The organism is Bradyrhizobium sp., assembly GCF_004799405.1.
Lineage (GTDB): Bacteria > Pseudomonadota > Alphaproteobacteria > Rhizobiales > Xanthobacteraceae > Bradyrhizobium.
The window spans coordinates 57,643-76,621 of record NZ_SSMW01000130.1; the positions used below are offsets into that span (position 1 = coordinate 57,643).

General features: G+C 62.6%; 16 protein-coding genes. 10 read left to right on the plus strand and 6 right to left on the minus strand.

Going from position 1 to position 18,979, the window contains the following annotated elements; translation table 11 throughout:
* Positions 1 to 32: 32 nt before the first annotated feature.
* Complete coding sequence (locus tag E7813_RS20280) at positions 33 to 746, minus strand: peroxiredoxin (protein WP_291576960.1); 714 nt, start codon at positions 744 to 746, stop codon at positions 33 to 35.
* A 165-nt stretch (positions 747 to 911) separates the two neighbouring features.
* Between E7813_RS20280 and E7813_RS20285 the strand changes: the two genes are divergently transcribed.
* The gene (locus E7813_RS20285; RefSeq protein ID WP_291576961.1) at positions 912 to 4,655 is read left to right on the plus strand and encodes a DUF3971 domain-containing protein; all 3,744 of its coding nucleotides are present in this window, start codon (positions 912 to 914) and stop codon (positions 4,653 to 4,655) included.
* Between the two features lie 146 nt (positions 4,656 to 4,801).
* Here E7813_RS20285 and E7813_RS20290 read toward each other — a convergent pair whose 3' ends face one another.
* Together E7813_RS20290 and tyrS are read right to left on the minus strand one after the other, a co-directional pair.
* Entirely contained in the window at positions 4,802 to 6,049 is a 1,248-nt protein-coding gene (locus E7813_RS20290; RefSeq protein ID WP_291576962.1) for an MFS transporter, read from the minus strand.
* A 55-nt stretch (positions 6,050 to 6,104) separates the two neighbouring features.
* Positions 6,105 to 7,358, minus strand: a complete 1,254-nt coding sequence (tyrS, locus tag E7813_RS20295; protein ID WP_291576963.1) for a tyrosine--tRNA ligase — start codon at positions 7,356 to 7,358, stop codon at positions 6,105 to 6,107.
* 162 nt (positions 7,359 to 7,520) lie between these two features.
* Between tyrS and E7813_RS20300 the strand changes: the two genes are divergently transcribed.
* Entirely contained in the window at positions 7,521 to 8,624 is a 1,104-nt protein-coding gene (locus E7813_RS20300; protein ID WP_291576964.1) for an anhydro-N-acetylmuramic acid kinase, read from the plus strand.
* A gap of 15 nt (positions 8,625 to 8,639) precedes the next feature.
* Here E7813_RS20300 and E7813_RS20305 read toward each other — a convergent pair whose 3' ends face one another.
* Both E7813_RS20305 and E7813_RS20310 read right to left on the minus strand, forming a co-directional pair.
* On the minus strand, positions 8,640 to 9,152 hold the full coding sequence (locus E7813_RS20305) for a DUF1697 domain-containing protein (RefSeq protein WP_291576965.1): 513 nt from the start codon (positions 9,150 to 9,152) through the stop codon (positions 8,640 to 8,642).
* A gap of 13 nt (positions 9,153 to 9,165) precedes the next feature.
* Positions 9,166 to 9,813, minus strand: a complete 648-nt coding sequence (locus E7813_RS20310; protein WP_291576966.1) for an alpha/beta hydrolase — start codon at positions 9,811 to 9,813, stop codon at positions 9,166 to 9,168.
* Between the two features lie 316 nt (positions 9,814 to 10,129).
* Here E7813_RS20310 and E7813_RS20315 point away from each other — a divergent pair, with 316 nt between their 5' ends.
* From E7813_RS20315 to E7813_RS20350, 8 genes are all read left to right on the plus strand, one after another.
* On the plus strand, positions 10,130 to 11,296 hold the full coding sequence (locus tag E7813_RS20315) for a cysteine desulfurase family protein (protein ID WP_291576967.1): 1,167 nt from the start codon (positions 10,130 to 10,132) through the stop codon (positions 11,294 to 11,296).
* A gap of 85 nt (positions 11,297 to 11,381) precedes the next feature.
* Complete coding sequence (gene sufB / locus E7813_RS20320) at positions 11,382 to 12,860, plus strand: Fe-S cluster assembly protein SufB (RefSeq protein WP_291576968.1); 1,479 nt, start codon at positions 11,382 to 11,384, stop codon at positions 12,858 to 12,860.
* 127 nt (positions 12,861 to 12,987) lie between these two features.
* Complete coding sequence (gene sufC / locus E7813_RS20325; protein ID WP_291576969.1) at positions 12,988 to 13,740, plus strand: Fe-S cluster assembly ATPase SufC; 753 nt, start codon at positions 12,988 to 12,990, stop codon at positions 13,738 to 13,740.
* 19 nt (positions 13,741 to 13,759) lie between these two features.
* A complete protein-coding gene (sufD, locus tag E7813_RS20330; RefSeq protein ID WP_291576970.1) occupies positions 13,760 to 15,085 on the plus strand; it encodes a Fe-S cluster assembly protein SufD in 1,326 nt (441 codons plus the stop codon).
* A complete protein-coding gene (locus E7813_RS20335; RefSeq protein ID WP_291576971.1) occupies positions 15,082 to 16,329 on the plus strand; it encodes a cysteine desulfurase in 1,248 nt (415 codons plus the stop codon). Before sufD ends, E7813_RS20335 begins: the two co-directional genes overlap by 4 nt.
* Positions 16,326 to 16,697: an SUF system Fe-S cluster assembly protein gene (locus tag E7813_RS20340; protein WP_291576972.1), complete on the plus strand. Its 372-nt coding sequence runs from the start codon at positions 16,326 to 16,328 to the stop codon at positions 16,695 to 16,697. The genes E7813_RS20335 and E7813_RS20340 overlap by 4 nt, the downstream gene beginning before the upstream one ends.
* Before the next feature lie 119 nt (positions 16,698 to 16,816).
* Entirely contained in the window at positions 16,817 to 17,221 is a 405-nt protein-coding gene (locus E7813_RS20345; RefSeq protein ID WP_291576973.1) for an iron-sulfur cluster assembly accessory protein, read from the plus strand.
* A 115-nt stretch (positions 17,222 to 17,336) separates the two neighbouring features.
* The gene (locus tag E7813_RS20350; RefSeq protein ID WP_291576974.1) at positions 17,337 to 17,732 is read left to right on the plus strand and encodes a TfoX/Sxy family protein; all 396 of its coding nucleotides are present in this window, start codon (positions 17,337 to 17,339) and stop codon (positions 17,730 to 17,732) included.
* Positions 17,733 to 17,902: 170 nt separating this feature from the next.
* On the opposite strand, the gene E7813_RS20355 is transcribed toward E7813_RS20350, so the two are convergent.
* Positions 17,903 to 18,937, minus strand: a complete 1,035-nt coding sequence (locus tag E7813_RS20355) for a GGDEF domain-containing protein (RefSeq protein WP_291577063.1) — start codon at positions 18,935 to 18,937, stop codon at positions 17,903 to 17,905.
* Positions 18,938 to 18,979 lie beyond the last annotated feature (42 nt).

Here is an 18,979-nt window from a genome sequence, read left to right on the forward strand (position 1 = left end):
TAGTTAATTTTTAGCGAATGGGGGCATGTGGGCTATAGCGCGCGGGCGGCCGCCAACACCTCGTCGGCATGGCCGTCAACCCTCACATGGCGCCAGATCCTTGCGACCCGGCCATCCGCACCAACCAGAACCGTGGTGCGAATAATGCCCTGGAAGGTCCTCCCATACATGGATTTTTCGCCCCAGGCACCATAGGCCTCCAGCATCCCGTGCGTTTCATCCGACAGCAGGGGAATGGAGAGCCGATGCTTGTCCCGAAAGGCTTCCTGCGTCTTGGGCGGGTCGGCCGAAATGCCGAGTATCGCGGTCCGGCTTTCGGCAAACGCATCTCCCAACCGGGTAAAGTCGATGGCCTCCCTGGTGCAGCCCGGCGTATCCGCGCGAGGGTAGAAGAACAGCACCAGTTTTTCTCCCGCATAATCGGAAAGCGAGACGGTGTCGCCGCCGTCGCGCGGCAGATGGAAGGCCGGCGCCCTGGCGCCCTCGGCCAACCCCGATTTGCCGGCAGACGGCGCATGAGCTTTTCCGCCTAACGCGTTCCCTGCTGGCTGGTTTCTGGGCTTCGTCGGAGAGGACTTGGATTTGGTCGGGGAAGCGGACTTCGCGGGCCGGGCGGCCTTTGATTTACCTGCCGCTTTCCCGCCGGTTTTCGCGCGCGACGTTTTGACCGACGCCTTCCGTGCCGCCGCGGCGGGGGAGTTCCGAAGAGCTTTCCTGGGTGTTTTCTTGCGCGTTTTCTTGGACATACGCCTTCCTTTCGTCGCTTTCGGCGGGCCAATCATTGGCCATTCCGGGTCTTGTCCTGGCAAGGCCGAATCGAGCTGGCCGCTGGGCAAATCTGATGGCCTCGGAGTATGGTTACAAGATTCGACACATCACCGACCGCTCGTTGAACGTGCTCCTTGGGCCGCATGACGAGTAACGATACGAGTCAAGGATTGGCGGAGCCGGCACAGCAGCGCTCGTTAGGTGTCGACGGGCGAGGCCTTGGCGGCGACTTATCTTACAAACAGCGCCAGCACCGAGAGGCAATGGCAAGGAATACGTCGCCCCAGGGGTTGAATCCGCGTGCTGAAACCCAACTCCCGCAGTGGGACGATGACGCTTGGGATCACGCGCAGGACGAGGCGGCGGGCCATCGTGCGCGCCGGCTGCTGGCCCGGCCGAGCTCCGGCTTTCATCGGCTTGGCGATCGCTTCGAGGCTTGGCGCCGTTGGCTGGCCGGGGAGCGCTGGGTAAGACGCCTCGCCGTCACGGCCGCCGTTCTGATGGCGATCTTTGCCGTGTGCTTCGGCGGACTGTGGTGGCGGCTTGGCGCCGGTCCGATCAATCTCGATATGGCGACGCCATGGCTGGCTGCGGCGATCGAGGACAATATCGGCCACGGCAATACCGTCGAAGTGGGCGGCACGCAGATCGAGCGGGCGGGCCGGATCCGCATCGCGGTGCGCATCCGCGACATCATCGTCCGGGATCGCGATCACGCCATCGTGGCGAGTGCGCCGAAAGCCGAGGTAAGACTGTCCGGTGCCGCGCTGTTGATGGGCCGGCTTCGCGCCGAGAGCCTCAACCTGGTGGGTGCCGAACTGGCGGTGCGCATCACGCGAGAGGGCTACGTTACGGTTTCGACCGGCGACACCTCAAAACCCCTGGCCACCGGCGTCGCATCGAAAAAAGACGCCGGCCTTGCGCCGACATTTCCGCGCCAGGTGCCGTTAACGCCAATCCCCGGACCGGCTTCGCCGACTCCGCCCGCAGCCTTGTCTGGTGCTACTGCGACCGCCGCCGATAGCGCACAAAGCGGATTGCTTGCCGGCCTCGATTGGCTCGACAGCCTGAGCTTGACCGGCCTCGATGGCCAGAACCTCAACGAAATCGGCTTGAAGAACGGCAACCTGGTCGTCGACGATCAGCAACGCGGCAACAAATGGACGTTCGACAATGTCAGTTTGAGTCTTCGCCGGCCGAGCGGCGGCGGGGTGGCGCTCAGCGTTGGCGAAGATGGTGCCAATCCGTGGTCGCTTCGGGTCACGGTCGGTCCGCCCACCAATGGCGTGCGATCGGTCGATATCCGCGCCGACAAGGTCTCGACCACGAACATCCTGCTGGCGCTGCGGGTAAAGGACCTGACCTACAGTGCGGATTTGCCGCTCAGCGGCGAATTGAAGGGCGAACTGGGCCGGGACGGCTTGCCGACCTATTTCCGCGGCAAGATTACCGCCGGTGCCGGAACGATCATCGACAGCGATACGCCCGACTATCCGATGGCGATCGATTCGGCCGAAATGAACATCGAATGGGATTCCGGGCGGCGCGTACTGGTTGCGCCGTTCAAGATCGTTTCCGGCAAGAATCGCATCACGCTGCTGGCCCATCTTGAGCCGCCCAACGACAGCGTCGCCGATTGGCAGATGGGCTTGAGTGGCGGCACGATCGTGCTTGCCGCCGACGACGGCGAACCGGCGCTGATTTTCAATCGCATCGCTATCGGCTTTCGTTTCGACACCACAAGGCGGCGCGTGTTGCTGACCCAGGCCGACATCAGCAACGGCGACATTGGCATCGCCGGCACCGGCAGTGTCGATTATTCGGCGGAGCCGCGCCTGACCCTCGGTTTTGCCGGAACGCCGATGTCGGCATCCGCGCTCAAGCGGATGTGGCCGATCCTGATCGTTCCGGAGGTGCGCGAATGGGTGATTGAACGGGTCGAGCGCGGCTCGCTTCAGCGTATCGAGGTCGGCGTCAACTCGCCGGTTCACAACCTTTCGCGAAAAGGCCCGCCGATCCCCGACGACGGGCTTTCCGTCAATATCGTCGCCAGCGGCGTGACGTTGCGGCCGGTCGACGAATTGCCGTCGGTGCAGGATGCAGATTTGAAAGCCCATGTGACCGGCCGCACCGCGACGGTGACGATCGGGCAGGGGTCGGTCGAGACCAAGGGGCAGCGCAAACTCAACATTACCGATCTGGTGTTCGAGGTGCCGGACATGGCGCCAAAGCCGGCGCCTGCCCGCGTCAAGTTTCACATCGATGGCCCGGTGCCGGCGGCGGCCGAAATTCTTGCGTCGGATCGCCTCAGTGAATTTTCCGGAACCTTGATCGACCCGAATACGAGCAAGGGGACGCTTTCCGCCATGGTCATGCTCGGGATGCCGATCAAGCGCGAACTGACCAAGGCCGACACCAGCTATGCCATCACCGCCGACCTCGTCGGATTTGTCGCCGATCGGCTGGTGATGAATCAGAGGCTGGAAGCCAATACGCTGAAAGTCGTCGCCAACAACGCCGGCTATCAGGTCAAGGGCGACGTCCGGATCAATGGCCAGGCCGCTTCGCTGGATTATCGCAAGCCCAGCGACGGCGACGCCGACATCAAGGTACAGGCCACGCTTGATGACGCCAGCCGCGCCAAACTCGGATTGGATCTTGGCTCCGCCGTCAGCGGCGCCGTCCCGATCAAGCTCAGCGGCAAGATCGGAGGTCTCGATCAGGACAGCCACCTCGGCATCGATTGCGACCTGACCTCGCTGAAGCTCGACAATATCCTGCCCGGCTGGATCAAGCTGCCGGGCAAGTCGAGCCGGGCGGTTTTCAACGTGGTGCGGAAAGCACAGTCGACCCGTCTCGAAGACATCGTCATCGATGGCGGCGGCGTATCGATCAAGGGATCGCTCGAGGTCGATCAGAACAACGACCTGATGAACGTCAACTTCCCGACCTACTCGCCTTCCGAGGGCGACAAGGCCTCGCTGAGGGTCGATCGCGGCGCCGACGGCGTCTACAAGGTGACCATGCGCGGCGATGTGTTCGACGGCCGCGGCTTTCTCAAGTCCACCATTTCGGGCAAGGATCCCGACGCCAAGAGCAAGACCAAGAACCTCGATTACGATCTCGACGTGAAGCTCGGCGCGGTGGCCGGCTACAATGGCGAAGCGGCGCGCAGCGTCGATGTCAAGATGTCCAGGCGCAACGGAATCCTCAAGAATTTTGCGCTCGGCGGCAAGCTTGGACACGATACGCCGCTGACGGGCGATTTGCGGGGGCAGGCGCAAGGTCGCGAAGTGGTCTATCTCGAGACCAATGACGCCGGCGCGTTCTTCCGCTTCACCGACACCTACGCCAAGATGGTCGGAGGCCAGCTCGCTCTGGCGATGGATCCTCCGACGGTCGAGCCGCGCGCCAAAGAAGGCCTGATCAACATCAGCGATTTCTCGATCAAGGGAGAATCGCTCCCGACGGGTACCGCACCCGGCACGCAGAACAGCACGTACTTTTCGAAATTGCGGGCGGAATTCACCCGGCAGAACGGACAGCTCACGATCCACGAGGGCGTGGTGAAGGGACCGACGATCGGCGCGACCATCGAAGGTCGCATCGATTTCCCCGGCAACCAGGTGCGCATGCGCGGCACGTTTGTTCCGATGTACGGGCTGAACAATATGTTCGGCCAGATTCCGCTGTTCGGTCTCTTCCTCGGTGGGGGCAGCAATGAGGGCCTGATCGGGGTCACCTACGAGATCGTCGGGACGCCCGGCCAGCCGGTGCTGAACGTCAATCCGATTTCGGCGATCGCGCCGGGGGTGTTACGGAAAATCTTCGAGTTCGGCCCCAACAAGCAAGACAACCCGGTCGAGCTTCCGCCGAACAACAACTGACCGGCCGCCACGCAGCGCCTTCCCATTTCCCCGATGCAGGCAGGGCCGAACCAGAGCCTGATTGAACTGAGTTGAATCAGGCTCTGAGTCCTTTGTTTGGGCATGTTCTTTTCGGGAAACCGGCTGCCACTTTTCCGGATCATGCTCTAGCGCCGCAGCGCGGGCACCAGCAGGAACGGCAGCATCCCCAGCACCACCGCCACCAGCGAGAACACGATCAACGGATTGTAGCTGTGGGTCCAGTCGTGAATCAGTCCGCCGCTCCAGGAACCGAACGCCGATCCCAGTCCGCTGCCGATCGAAATGGTGCCGTAGATGGTGCCGACCCGTTCGCCGCGAAAGATCTTCATCGCGGTCGCGGTCAACAGCGGGCCGCGCGATCCGATCATGCTGCCGAAGCAAATCACGAAACCCGTCAGCAGCCAGTAGTTCGGGTACCTTTGTATCAGCCAGAGCTGGATGATGCCGATGATCGAAACCGCGTAGCTGAACAGCACCGACGGGCGCCGCCCGATGATGCCGTCGAGCGAGGTGATGCCGAGCATGCCGAACAAAAGCACCACGCCGCTGAAACCCCAGGCGGTCGCCGCCTGCAAGGGCGGGAAGCCTGCATCGATCAGGTAGGCGACGATCTGCGCCGAAATCGCGTACATCCCGATGGCGGTAAAGAAGAACGTGGCGAACAGGGCCCAGAAGGCGTGGTGACGCATCGCGGTGAACAGCGTCCAGCCCTCATCGACGAAATCCGGATCGGTCTTTTTGACGACATGCGGGGATCCGGTCGAGAACAGCCGCCATGGCAGCAGCAGCAGCGGCACCAGCAGGAACAGCGCGATGCCGCCGAACACCTGGTAGGCGCCGCGCCAGCCGATATGATCGATCAGGAGTTGCGAGGCCGGCAGCAGCAGCAGCACACCGGTGCCGGTCGCCGAATACACCACCGCCATCGCGGTCGGCAGTCGCGGGCCAAACCAGCGGCCGAGCAGGATTGAATTGGGCACGTTGCCGATCAACGCGATGCCGATGCCCACGCACAGGCCGATGCTCAACTGGAACTGCCAGAGGTACTGGGCATGGGAGGCGATCAGAAACGACCCGCCGAGCAGCAGCAGGCCAATCGAATAGACGGCGCGCGGGCCGGAATGGTCGAACAGCCGGCCGATCAGCGGCGCCGTCAGTCCGCCGGCCAGCCAGATCAGCGAATAGACCGAGACCACCTGGGCGCGGTCCCAGCCGAAATTCTCCGAAATGGGTTTGAGGAAAACCGTGAAGCTCTCGCCGAGCCCGCGGCCGATCACCGATAGTGCAAAGCACAATGCCAGCACTTTCAGCGCCACGCGCTGCGGTTTCAACGCTTGCGTCGCAGCGCTCTGGCTTGCGGCATTCGGGTCCATGACCACTAGGGAGCGCCTTTCCGCCGGAAGGAGCAGGGGTCTTGGGCGAATACGCCTATGCAGGCCTGAGCAGGACGTGGCGTTTCTTGCCCATCGACAATTTGATGACGCCTTCGGGCGTGAGGTCAGCCGGTTTCAGCACCATCTTCTCGTCGGTCACCGCGACATCGTTGACGCGCAAGCCGCCGCCCTTGATCTGGCGGCGCGCCTCGCCATTCGACGCGACGAGGCCCGCCTTGACGAACAGCGCCAGCACGCCGGCGCCGGCTTCCAGTTCGGCGCGGGAAATCTCTATCGCCGGAAGGTTTTCGGCGATCGCGCCTTCCTCAAACGTCTGCCGCGCGGTTTCGGCGGCGGTGCGGGCGGCCTCCGGTCCATGCAGCAGCGCGGTCGCGGCGTCCGCAAGGGCCTTCTTGGCTTCGTTGATCTCCGCACCGTGCAATTTGCCTAGCCGGGCGATCTCGCTCATCGGCAGGATCGTGAACAGCTTGAGAAACTTGACGACGTCGGCGTCTTCGACATTTCGCCAGTATTGCCAGAAGTCGTAAGGGCTGCATTGATCGGCGTTGAGCCAGATCGCGCCTTGCGCGGTCTTGCCCATCTTGGCGCCCGACGCCGTGGTGAGCAGCGCCGTGGTCAGCGCAAACAATTGCGGCGTTCCCATGCGCCGGCCGAGGTCAACGCCGTTGACGATATTGCCCCACTGGTCCGAGCCGCCCATCTGCAGCCGGCAGCCGACCCGCCGCGACAGTTCGACGAAGTCGTAGGCCTGGCAGACCATGTAGTTGAACTCGATGAAGCTCATCTCCTGCTCGCGCTCGAGGCGCAGGCGCACCGAGTCCATCGCCAGCATGCGGTTGACCGAGAAATGCCGGCCGACGTCGCGCAGCATTTCGATCCAGTTCAATTTGGTCAGCCATTCGGCATTGTCGAGCATCACCGCATCGCTGGCGCCGGAACCATAGCGCAGCACCTTGGCGAACACGCCGCGGATGCTGGCCTTGTTAGCCTCGATTTCCTCGAGGCTTCGCAGCGCGCGCGATTCGTCCTTGCCGGAGGGATCGCCGACCATGGTGGTGCCGCCGCCCATCAGCGTGATCGGCTTGTTGCCGCTGCGCTGCAGCCAGTACAGCATCATCATGGTCAGGTAGTTGCCGATGTGCAGCGACGGCGCCGTGCAGTCGTAGCCGACATAGGCCGTCGCCTGACCCTTGGCGGCGAGCGCGTCGAGGCCCTCAAAGTCGGAACATTGATGGATGAAGCCGCGTTCCTGCAGAATATTCAAAAAATCCGATTTAAAGGCGGTCATTTGTCTGCGACTCTGATCATTCTTATTTCACGCTATTTCTATCTAGTTGCGGAACCAAAGCGGATTTTGCTGCCGCTGCCCGGCATGTTGTGGCATTATAAGATGTGCTGGTTCGACACAAGCAGGGCGTCACGGGCAGGGCGTCGAGAAGGCACCATTTCGATGATGATGACGGCGATCGGTCTGATGAGCGGCACCTCGCTCGACGGGGTCGATGTCGCCTTGATCGAAACCGACGGCAAGCGGGTCCAGGCGTTTGGGCCTTCCGGCTATCGGCCGTACACGGAAACCGAGCGCAGCCTGCTGCGCCAGGCCCTGACGGAAGCCATCCATTTGCCGCAGCGCGATGCGCGGCCGGGCATCCTGCGCGAGGCCGAGCGGGCCGTCACCATTGCCCATGCCGAGGCGGTCGCCGCCTTTACCGCGCAGAACCATATTACATGCGAGGACGTCGATATCGTCGGCTTTCACGGCCAGACCGTGCTGCATCGTCCCGCGCAGAAAATGACCGTGCAGATCGGCGATGCGGCGGCGCTGGCGAAAGCCATCCATATCCCGGTCATGCATGATTTTCGCGCGGCCGATGTCGCCGCCGGCGGCCAGGGCGCGCCTTTCGTGCCGGTCTATCACCGCGCGCTGGCGCAATCGCTGGAGCGCGAAGGACCGGTGGTCGTGGTCAATATCGGCGGCGTTTCCAACATCACCTACATCGACGGCGCCGACACCTTGATCGCCTGCGATACCGGGCCCGGCAACGCGTTGCTCGACGATTTCATCTTCCGCAAGACCGGCCAACCGTTTGATTGCGAAGGCCGCATGGCCGCCCAGGGCGCCGCCGACGAGGCCTGGGTCGCCCGTGGCCTGCAGCATCCCTTCTTTGCGCTGCCGCCGCCGAAATCGCTGGACCGAAACGACTTTGCCTCGCTGGCATTGCCCGATGTTCCGCCGGCCGATGGCGCGGCGACCCTGACCGCTTTCACCGCGGCGGCCATCGCCCGAATCGTGCCATTGCTGCCGAAGGCGCCGCGGAGCTGGATCGTTGCCGGCGGTGGCGCCCGCAATCTCACCATGATCAGGATGCTGCGCGAGCGGCTACAGCCTGCCACCGTCGAATCCGCGGACTCGCTGGGATGGTCGGCCGATTCGATCGAGGCGCAGGCGTTTGGTTTTCTGGCGGCGCGCGGCCTGAAAGGCCTGCCGCTCAGCTATCCCGCAACCACCGGCGTTCCGATCCCGATGACGGGCGGGGTGATCGCACGGCCCTGATCGCGCGATCCGTTGTCAGGCCTCGGCAGCCATCCGGGCAAGCGTCGCAACCGTATTCATGTTACGCGCGGTTCCTGTCCTGGCCGCGGGGATGACGAGTTTCGACGTGCCCATGCCTTGGCCGTAGTGGATGTAGATCTCGCGACGCCCCAACTTGACCTGTTCGTCCCGCTGGCCGCGAATGCCTGCCAGCGTGTCCGCTGAAGGGGCGCGATCGAGAAACACCGCCATGGTGCGGTTGGGCGCTGCTTTCGGAAATGGATTGTCGGCGAATACTTTGGCCATTTCGGCGGCGGTGCGCACCAGCACGCCGAGCGGCTTGCCGGCATAGGCTTCCAGCCGCTTTTCAAGGGCGGCCTTGATGGCGGCTTCGGGCTTGCGGCTGGTGAAGACGACATTGCCGCTGGCGATGTAGGTCCGGACGGCGCCGAACCCCAGCTCCTCGCAGATGTCCTTGAGATCGCTCATCGGCAATTTGCCGGTGCCGCCGACATTGACCGCGCGCAGCAGCGCCACGAACGAGCCCATCGCCGTCCGACGCTCAGCGAACGTTGGCGAGGCGCATGTCGAGATAACCCGTCACCGTTTCCATCAGCGGCTCCAGTTTGCCGTCGAAGAAATGGTTGGCGCCGGGAATGATCTGCTGGTCGATCACGATGCCCTTTTGGGTCTTGAGTTTTTCGACCAGCGTGTTGACGTCCTTGGGCGGCACCACGGCATCCTTCTCGCCATGCACGATCAGCCCCGACGAAGGGCAGGGCGCGAGAAACGAGAAATCGTAGAGATTGGCCGGTGGCGCAATCGAGATAAAACCTTCTACCTCCGGACGGCGCATCAACAGCTGCATGCCGATCCAGGCGCCGAACGAAAAGCCGGCGACCCAGCAGGCGCGCGCTTCCGGATTGATGGTCTGCGCCCAGTCGAGCGCGGACGCCGCATCCGACAGTTCGCCGGTGCCGTGATCGAACGATCCCTGGCTGCGGCCGACGCCGCGAAAATTGAAGCGCAGCACCGAGAAGCCGCGATGCGCGAACGCGTAATAGCACTGGTAGATGATCTGGTGGTTCATCGTACCGTGAAACTGCGGGTGCGGATGCAGTATCATCGCAATCGGCGCATTCTTCTGCTTGGCCGGATGATAACGGCCTTCGAGGCGGCCTGCGGGGCCGGTGAAAATGACTTCAGGCATCGATGGTCCCTGGCAAAATCAACCGCCTTTGTGCCGGTTCGTCTGACGCTTTCGCGAGACGAACCCTTGAGCAGATAAAGGGGCGGATCAGGCGCCGCTGGCTTGAACGGACGGCGCCCGGTGAACTGGAGGCCGCGTTCTAGCATGAGGCAAGGGTCAAAAAGCAAGCGTCTTGAACATCCGGCAATGCGTTCAAGGCGTTAGCTGTCCGATTGCCCGCGGACGCGCGGATCGCCAATTGCCACAGCGTCTGAACAGGCCGACAAGATTGCCGACAAGTCTCACAAACCGTCTTTAAGGTATTATCATACTTCATATGCCCAACCGCGTTTATCTCGACTGGAATGCGACCACGCCGCTGCGCCCTGAGGCCAGGGAGGCGATGGCCGCGGCATGGGAGCTAAGCGGCAATCCCTCGTCGGTGCATGCCGAAGGCCGCCAGGCCCGCAGGCTGGTCGAGGAAGCGAGGACCCTGCTGGCGGACGCGATCGGTGCCCTGCCGCGAAACGTCATCTTTACGTCTGGCGGAACCGAGGCCAACGCGCTGGCGCTGACGCCCGGGTTGCGGCGGGGTTCCGCGCCTTCGGTCGGAAGGTTGCTGGTTTCGGCCATCGAGCACGCCTCGGTCCTCGCGGGCGGGCGATTTCCGGCCGAGGCGATTGGCACCATCGGTGTGACGCCCGCTGGCCTTGTGGATCTAGACAGCCTGCGCGCGATGCTCGATGGCGGCCCGCCGGCGCTGGTGTCGGTGATGCTGGCCAACAACGAAACCGGGGCGGTGCAGCCGGTCGCGGAGGTGGGCGAGATCGTCCATGCCGCCGGCGGATTGCTGCATGTCGATGCGATCCAGGCGTTTGGGAAAATTGCTTTCGATATCAATGCGATGAATGCCGATCTGATGACGCTATCGGCGCATAAGATCGGCGGGCCGAAAGGAATTGGCGCGGTGATTTTGGCCGAGGGGACGGCTGGACTTGAACCGCTGCTGCGCGGCGGCGGCCAGGAACTGGGACGCCGGGCGGGAACCGAGAACGTGGCGGGAATTGCGGGGTTTGGCGCCGCCGTCGGGGCTGCTATGGCCGCGTTATCGGTTGACGCGATCCGCGTCGAAAGCTTGCGAAACCGGCTGGAGCGGGGCCTGCGGCAGGCCCCCGAAGTCATCGTATTCGCCGAAAATGTGCCGCGGCTGCCGAATACCACGCTTTTCACAGTGCCCGGCCTCAAGGCGGAGACCGCGGTGATCGGATTTGACCTCGCGGGGATCGCGGTATCGTCCGGTTCGGCATGTTCCTCCGGAAAGGTGCAGCCATCCCACGTGCTGGAATCCATGGGATTTGGCCCGAAACTGGCTCAGGGAGCCGTGCGGCTCAGTCTGGGCTGGTCTACGTCCGAGGGGGACATCGATCGCTGCCTGCAGGCTTGGCGAAAGCTCCGTGGCACCTTACTTAAAGGGAGCGACGAAACACGGCTTGAACGATTCTAAGCAGGTGATTTCGTCCCGGAAACATCGTAATAGTCTTTCGGAATTGATCCACCGCGGTCCTTGAAACCGCGAGCGGAGGAATGGAATGTCGGCCGTACAAGAGACCGTCGATCGCGTCAGGCGTATCGACGTCGATCAGTATCGATATGGATTCGAGACGCTTATCGAGTCCGACAAGGCCCCAAAGGGGCTGTCGGAAGATACCGTCCGGTTCATTTCAGCGAAAAAGAACGAACCGGCCTGGATGCTGGAATGGCGGCTGGAAGCCTATCGCCGCTGGCTGACCATGACCGAGCCGAAGTGGGCGCGCGTCCACTATCCCAAGATCGACTACCAGGATCTCTATTACTATTCCGCGCCGAAGAAGAAGGAGATCGGCTCGCTCGACGAGGTCGATCCGGAGATCCTCAAGACCTACGAGAAGCTCGGCATTCCCTTGCGCGAAGTCGAGATGCTCGAAGGCGTGGTGCGCCCGGAAGGCGAACGCAGGATCGCGGTCGATGCGGTGTTCGATTCCGTCTCGGTTGCGACCACGTTCCAGAAGGAGCTCAAGCAGGCCGGCGTGATCTTCATGCCGATCTCCGAGGCGATCCGTGAGCATCCTGAACTGGTGAAGAAGTATCTCGGCACGGTGGTGCCGACCTCGGACAATTATTTTGCCACCTTGAACTCGGCGGTGTTCTCCGACGGCTCGTTCGTCTACGTGCCGCCGGGCGTGCGCTGTCCGATGGAACTGTCGACGTATTTCCGCATCAACGAGCGCAACACCGGCCAGTTCGAGCGCACCCTGATCATCGCCGACAAGGGCGCCTACGTCAGCTATCTCGAAGGCTGCACCGCGCCGCAGCGCGATGAAAACCAGTTGCACGCCGCCGTGGTCGAACTGGTGACGCTTGACGATGCCGAGATCAAGTATTCGACGGTGCAGAACTGGTATCCCGGCAACTCCGAAGGCAAGGGCGGCATCTACAATTTCGTCACCAAGCGCGGCGACTGCCGCGGCGACAATTCGAAGATTTCCTGGACCCAGGTCGAGACCGGTTCGGCCATCACCTGGAAATATCCGAGCTGCATCCTGCGCGGCGACAATTCGCGCGGCGAGTTCTACTCGATCGCGATCTCGAACGGTCACCAGCAGGTCGATTCCGGCACCAAGATGATTCACCTGGGCAAGAACACCACCTCCCGGATCATCTCCAAGGGCATCGCCGCCGGCGTGTCGCAAAACACCTATCGCGGCCTCGTCACCGCGCATCGCAAGGCGACCGGCGCGCGCAATTTCACCGCGTGCGACTCGCTCCTGATCGGCGACAAATGCGGCGCGCATACCGTGCCCTATATCGAGGCCAAGAATTCTTCGGCGCTGTTCGAGCACGAGGCGACGACGTCGAAGATTTCCGAGGACGTGCTGTTCTATTGCGTGCAGCGCGGGCTGTCGCAGGAAGAGGCCGTCGGCCTTGTGGTCAATGGCTTCGTCAAGGACGTGCTGCAGCAACTGCCGATGGAGTTTGCGGTCGAGGCGCAGAAGCTGATCTCGATCTCGCTCGAAGGATCAGTCGGATAAAGGGCATCATCCTGAGGTGCTTGCGAAGCAAGCCTCGAAGGATGGCGGCAGCGAAAACCAACGATCATCCTTCGAGGCTCGCCGAAGATGGCTCGCACCTCAGGATGACGGAGAAGGATAGACGAGAATGCCACTACTCGAAGTAAGAAATCTGCAGGTCCGTGTCGAGGAGCGTGAGATTCTCCACGGGCTTTCGCTTGTCGTGAACAAGGGCGAAGTCCACGCCATCATGGGGCCGAACGGCTCCGGCAAATCGACGCTGAGCCATGTCATCGCCGGCAAGCCGGGCTATGAAGTCACCGGCGGCGAAATCCTGTTCGAGGGCGAAGACCTGCTGGCAATGTCGCCGGAGGAGCGTTCCGCCAAGGGCGTATTCCTCGCGTTCCAGTATCCGGTGGAAATTCCCGGCGTGACGACGATGACCTTCCTGCGCACCGCGCTCAATGCCCAGCGCAAGGCACGGGGTCAAACCGAATTTCTGGTACCGGACTTTCTCAGGAAAGTGCGCAAGGTGGCGGACTCGCTCAATATTCCCATGGACATGCTCAAGCGCGGCGTCAATGTCGGGTTCTCCGGTGGCGAAAAGAAGCGCAACGAGATCTTGCAGATGGCGCTGTTCGAGCCGAGCCTGTGCATCCTGGACGAGATGGATTCCGGCCTCGATATCGACGCGCTGCGAGTTGCCGCCGACGGCGTCAACGCGCTGCGCTCGCCCGACCGGGCGGTGGTGGTGATCACGCATTACCAGCGGCTGTTGAACTACATCGTGCCCGACTTCGTGCATGTGATGTCGAAGGGACGGGTCGTCAAAAGCGGCGGCAAGGAACTGGCGCTGGAGCTCGAGGCTTCCGGCTACGCCAGGTTCGACGACGCGGCCTGAGCTTTGAAGCGGATTTGAAATGAACGTCGTACTGGCCAAAACCGACACCGGACGCGCGCTGAGCGACAGCTTTGCGCTAGCACGTGCGCGGCTGCCGGGCGCGGGCAAGGTCGCCGATCTCAGGCGGCAGGCGTTCGATGCCTACGAACGCGCAGGGCTGCCTCATCGCCGGATCGAGGACTGGAAATACACGGATTTACGCGTGCTGATGCGCGAGGTATTGCCGCTCGCGGCAGCACCGGATCGGGCCGCGTTGACGCGCGCGGATGCGGCCTTGAAGCTGCACGCGATCAAGAGTGTGCGCCGGCTGGTGCTGGTCGACGGCGTATTCGCGCCAAAGCTGTCCGATACGGCCGATCTTGAAAACGGCCTTGGCATTCGCACCCTGCGCGAGGTGCTGGAAGGCGGCGACGCGGCGCTGCAGGCGCAATTGTTCACCCCCGATAACTCCGATTCCATGGTGGCGCTGAACAGCGCGATGGTGACGGACGGACTCGTCATCGAGGTCGCCGATGGCGCCGTGCTCACGCAACCCCTGCATATCGTCCATATCGCCAGCGGCGGCACGCCCGCCGCGATGTTCACCCGCTCCTTGCTGCGTCTCGGCAAGGCCGCAGGCGCGACGCTGGTGGAAAGCTATATCGCCACTGAGGGCGCCAAAGCCTATCAGGTCCACGACTCGCTCGTGATCTCGATCGGCGACGATGCCCGGCTCCACCATGTGCGCCTGATCGAAGATGGCCGCGAGGCCTTCAACATTTCCTCGGCCGTGGTCACGCTGGGTGCCCATGCGCATTTCAATACCTTCGGCATGACCAGCGGCGCGAGTGTCAGCCGCTACCAGGCGGTCGTGGTGTTTGCCGGCAAGGGCTCGCGAGTCGAGACCAACGGCGTCAACCTGCTCAATGGCCGCCAGCATGCCGATACCACGCTGTTCCTGGACCATGCGGTGCCGAACTGCGCCAGCCGCGAGATCTTCCGCGCAGTGGTCGACGACCGCGGCCATTCGGTATTTCAGGGCCGCATCATCGTCCGCCCCGGGGCGCAGAAGACCGACGCCAAGATGATGACGCGGGCGCTGTTGTTGTCCGACGAGGCCGAGGCCGACAACAAGCCCGAACTGGAGATTTTCGCTGACGACGTCACCTGCGGCCACGGCGCCACCACCGGCGCGCTCGATGAGAGCCTGCTGTTTTATCTTCGCGCACGCGGTCTTTCGGAGACGGAAGCGCAGGCGCTGCTGATCCAGGCCTTTGTCGGCGAAGCCATCGAATCCATCGTCAATGACGACTTGCGCGAGCTTGCGATCGCAGCGGCGCAACGCTGGCTGGCGGCACGGGGTTGATCATGCATCCGGCGGTCTCAAACGGTTCCTATGACGTCACCCGGGTGCGGCAGGATTTCCCCGCACTGGCGCTGAAGGTCTATGGCAAGCAGCTGGTCTATCTCGACAATGCCGCATCGGCGCAGAAGCCCTATGCGGTGCTCGATCGCATGACCGAGGCCTACAAAAGCGAATACGCCAATGTGCATCGCGGGCTGCATTACCTGGCAAATGCTGCGACCGAGGCCTATGAGGGTGGCCGCGCCAAGGTCGCGAAATTCCTCAACGCCAGGCGAAACGAGGAGATCGTCTTCACCCGCAACGCCACCGAGGCGATCAACCTCGTGGCGTCGTCATGGGGCGAACCCAACATCGGGGCCGGCGACGAGATCGTGCTCTCGATCATGGAGCATCACTCCAATATCGTACCCTGGCATTTTCTCAGGGAACGTCATGGCGCCGTCATCAGGTGGGCGCCGGTCGACGACGAAGGCAACTTCCTGATCGAGGAATTCGAAAAGCTGCTGACCGATCGCACCAGGCTGGTCGCGATCACGCAGATGTCGAACGCGCTCGGCACCCTCGTTCCCGTCAAGGACGTGGTGAGACTGGCGCATGCCCGCGGCATTCCGGTGCTGATCGACGGCAGCCAGGCCGCCGTGCATCTGGCGATCGACGTGCAGGATATCGACTGCGACTTCTACGTCTTCACCGGCCACAAGCTCTACGGCCCGACCGGCATCGGCGCGCTCTATGCCAAGCACGAGCATCTGGTGGCGATGCGGCCCTACAATGGCGGCGGCGAGATGATCCGCGAAGTCGCCCAAGACTGGGTCACCTATGGCGATCCCCCGCACAAATTCGAGGCGGGCACGCCGGCGATCGTCGAGGCCATCGGGCTCGGCGCCGCCATCGATTACGTCAATTCGATCGGCAAGGAGCGCATTGCCGCACACGAGCATGGCCTGTTGACCTATGCCCAGGAGCGCCTGCGCGAGATCAACTCGCTGCGCCTGATCGGCACCGCCCGCGACAAGGGACCGGTGATCTCGTTCGAGATGAAGGGCGCACATCCCCACGATGTCGCGACCGTGATCGACCGGCAGGGCATCGCGGTGCGCGCCGGAACCCATTGCGTGATGCCGCTTTTAGAGCGGTTCAACGTGACGGCCACCTGCCGCGCCTCGTTCGGGATGTATAATACCCGCGAGGAAGTCGACCATCTGGCACAGGCGCTGATCAAGGCGCGGGAATTGTTTTCATGACCGACACAGCCGAAGTCAAAACCAGCAACATGCAGACCAATTCGGCGCTGCCGCCGGAGGAGACGGAACGGCTCGGCGGCGAGATCGTGGCTGCGCTGAAGACCGTGTTCGATCCGGAAATTCCGGCCGATATCTACGAACTCGGCCTGATCTACAAGGTCGATATCAAAGACGACCGCGCCGTCGACGTCGAGATGACGCTGACGACGCCGAACTGTCCGGCGGCCGGCGAGTTGCCGACGATGGTCGAGAACGCGGTCGCCAGCGTGCCCGGGGTCGGCGTGGTCAATGTCAATCTGGTCTGGGACCCGGCATGGACGCCGGACCGGATGAGCGATGAAGCGCGCCTCGTGCTCAATATGTGGTGAGGCAGCAGGGCGTTTTCGAGCGCAACGGATACCGGTTCGGGTAAAGAAAAAAGAGTGGATTAGCGGCTAACTTCTCACAATATAACGACCGGCATTGAATTGCTGTCAGGACTGAACACATGTCAGACATGACGCCCACTTCCAACACTCCCGCATCCAAGCCGAAGCCGCGGCCCCGTCCGCAGGTCATGAAGCTCACCGAAGCCGCCGCACAGCGGATTCAGGAGCTGACCAAGCGCGCCGATTCCGAGATCGTCGGCCTGCGCGTCGGCATCAAGAACGGCGGCTGCGCCGGGCAGTCCTACACCGTCGAATACGCCCACGACATCAAGCCGACCGATGAGGTCGTCGAGGACAAGGGCGTCAAGATCCTGGTCGATCCCAAGGCCGTGCTGTTCCTGCTCGGCACCGAGATGGACTACAAGGCTGACAAGATGCAGTCACAGTTCATCTTCAACAACCCCAACCAGACCGGCGCCTGCGGTTGCGGTGAATCGGTGCAACTGACCGCGGCGAAGATCTAACACGGCTGTCGTCCCGGCCTTACGAAGTCGTCGAACATCCCGCTAAACGTGAAGCCGCGGCGTATAGGTCCCGGCTCAAGACCGGGACGACGCGTTGAGGTGTGAGCGGAATCCGATGGACCGCGATTTCCTGATCGACCTGTTCGCCGATTTCGGCCCGGTGACGATCCGCCGGATGTTCTCCGGCTTCGGCATTTCCGCGGATGGCATTCACTTCGCGCTGGCGCTGCGTGGCGGTCTTTACCTGCGCGCCGACGACCAGACCATTCCGCGATTCGAGGCCGAAAGGTCGAAGCCGTTTCAATATCAAACCAGGGTCAAGACCGTCACCGTCGGTTCCTATTGGCAGTTGCCGGAACGCTTGTATGACGACCCCGAGGAACTGACCGATTGGGCGAGGGCGGCGTTGGCCGCCGCACAACGCGCGGCTTTGCGCAAGCGGCCGAAGAAGCGAAAGGCCGTGAAGAAGGCGGTCAGGAAGAAAGCGCCGAGGAAAAAGTCCGCATCCTGAGAGAGACTGGGTCTTTCACCTCTCCCCGCTCGCGGGGAGAGGTCGGATCGCGTAGCGATTCGGGTGAGGGGGACTCTCCGCGAGTCCGGTGGTTGAGAGAGCCCCTCACCCCAACCCTCTCCCCGCAAGAGCGGGGCAAGGGGGGAAGAACGTCCTCATCCTGCGTAACATCACGCCACCTGGCTGTGGGCCTCGGCGGCGTATTCGGGATCGGCTTCGCAGATGACGCGGTTGCGGCCGTTGCGCTTGGCGGCGTAGAGGCAGGCGTCCGCGCGCTCGATCAGCGAATCCGTATCGTCGTTCGGTTTCAGCATGGAAACCCCGACCGAGATGGTGACGCGGCCGAGAATTTCGCCGGTGGACTTTTTCTTCAGTTCCTTGGCCATCACGGCGCGGCGGATGTGATCGGCGACCGTGAGCGCCTGGCGTAGCGCAGTGTTGGGCAGCACCACCGCGAATTCCTCGCCGCCGTAGCGGGCGGTGATGTCCTGGCCCTTGATGGTCTGCTTCAGCGACATGCCGACCAGCCGCAGCACCTGGTCCCCGGTGAGATGGCCGTAGCTGTCGTTGAACGATTTGAAATGGTCGATATCGAACATCAGCAGTGAAAGCGGCTCGCCGTTGGCGAGCGCGTTCTGGACCGCCATGTCGATCGAGCGATCGAAATATTTGCGGTTGCCAAGGCCGGTCAAGGGGTCGGTGAGGCTTTCGGCCCGGATCGCTTCAAGGCTCCGCTGGAGGTTGCTGATTTCGGATTTCGACAGCGTCAGCCGGTCCTCGAGCGCCTTGTTGGTGTCGCGCATCTCCTGGGTGGATTTCACGAGCGTCTCCACGATCGCTTTGACCTGATCGCGGTTCTGGGCGACCGACAGCTTTTGGGTCGCTCCGCTCAGACTGTCGTCGTAGCTCGCCGACATTCCAAGCGCGTCCGTGATGAGCGTCATCACGTCGTCGATCTCGCCGATCACGCGCGCGCCGACCTTGTCGATGCGGTCGGTGGTCTTGACCTGGGAAAGATAGGTCTCGTAGATCTGCTCGAGATCGGCCTCGGTCAGCTTGCCGTTGCGGGCCAGCGTCTCGTTGATGATCTTGTTGAGAGGCGAGTTATATCCGGTGGCGTAGACGTACCAGATTTCAAAATTGCGGGGCACGGCGGTTTGCCGGAGCGATCTGATCTGGCCCAGTGCGACTTCGGCAAAGGCCATCGTGCGTTCGTATTCGTCGAGCACCTTCACTGATCGCGTCCC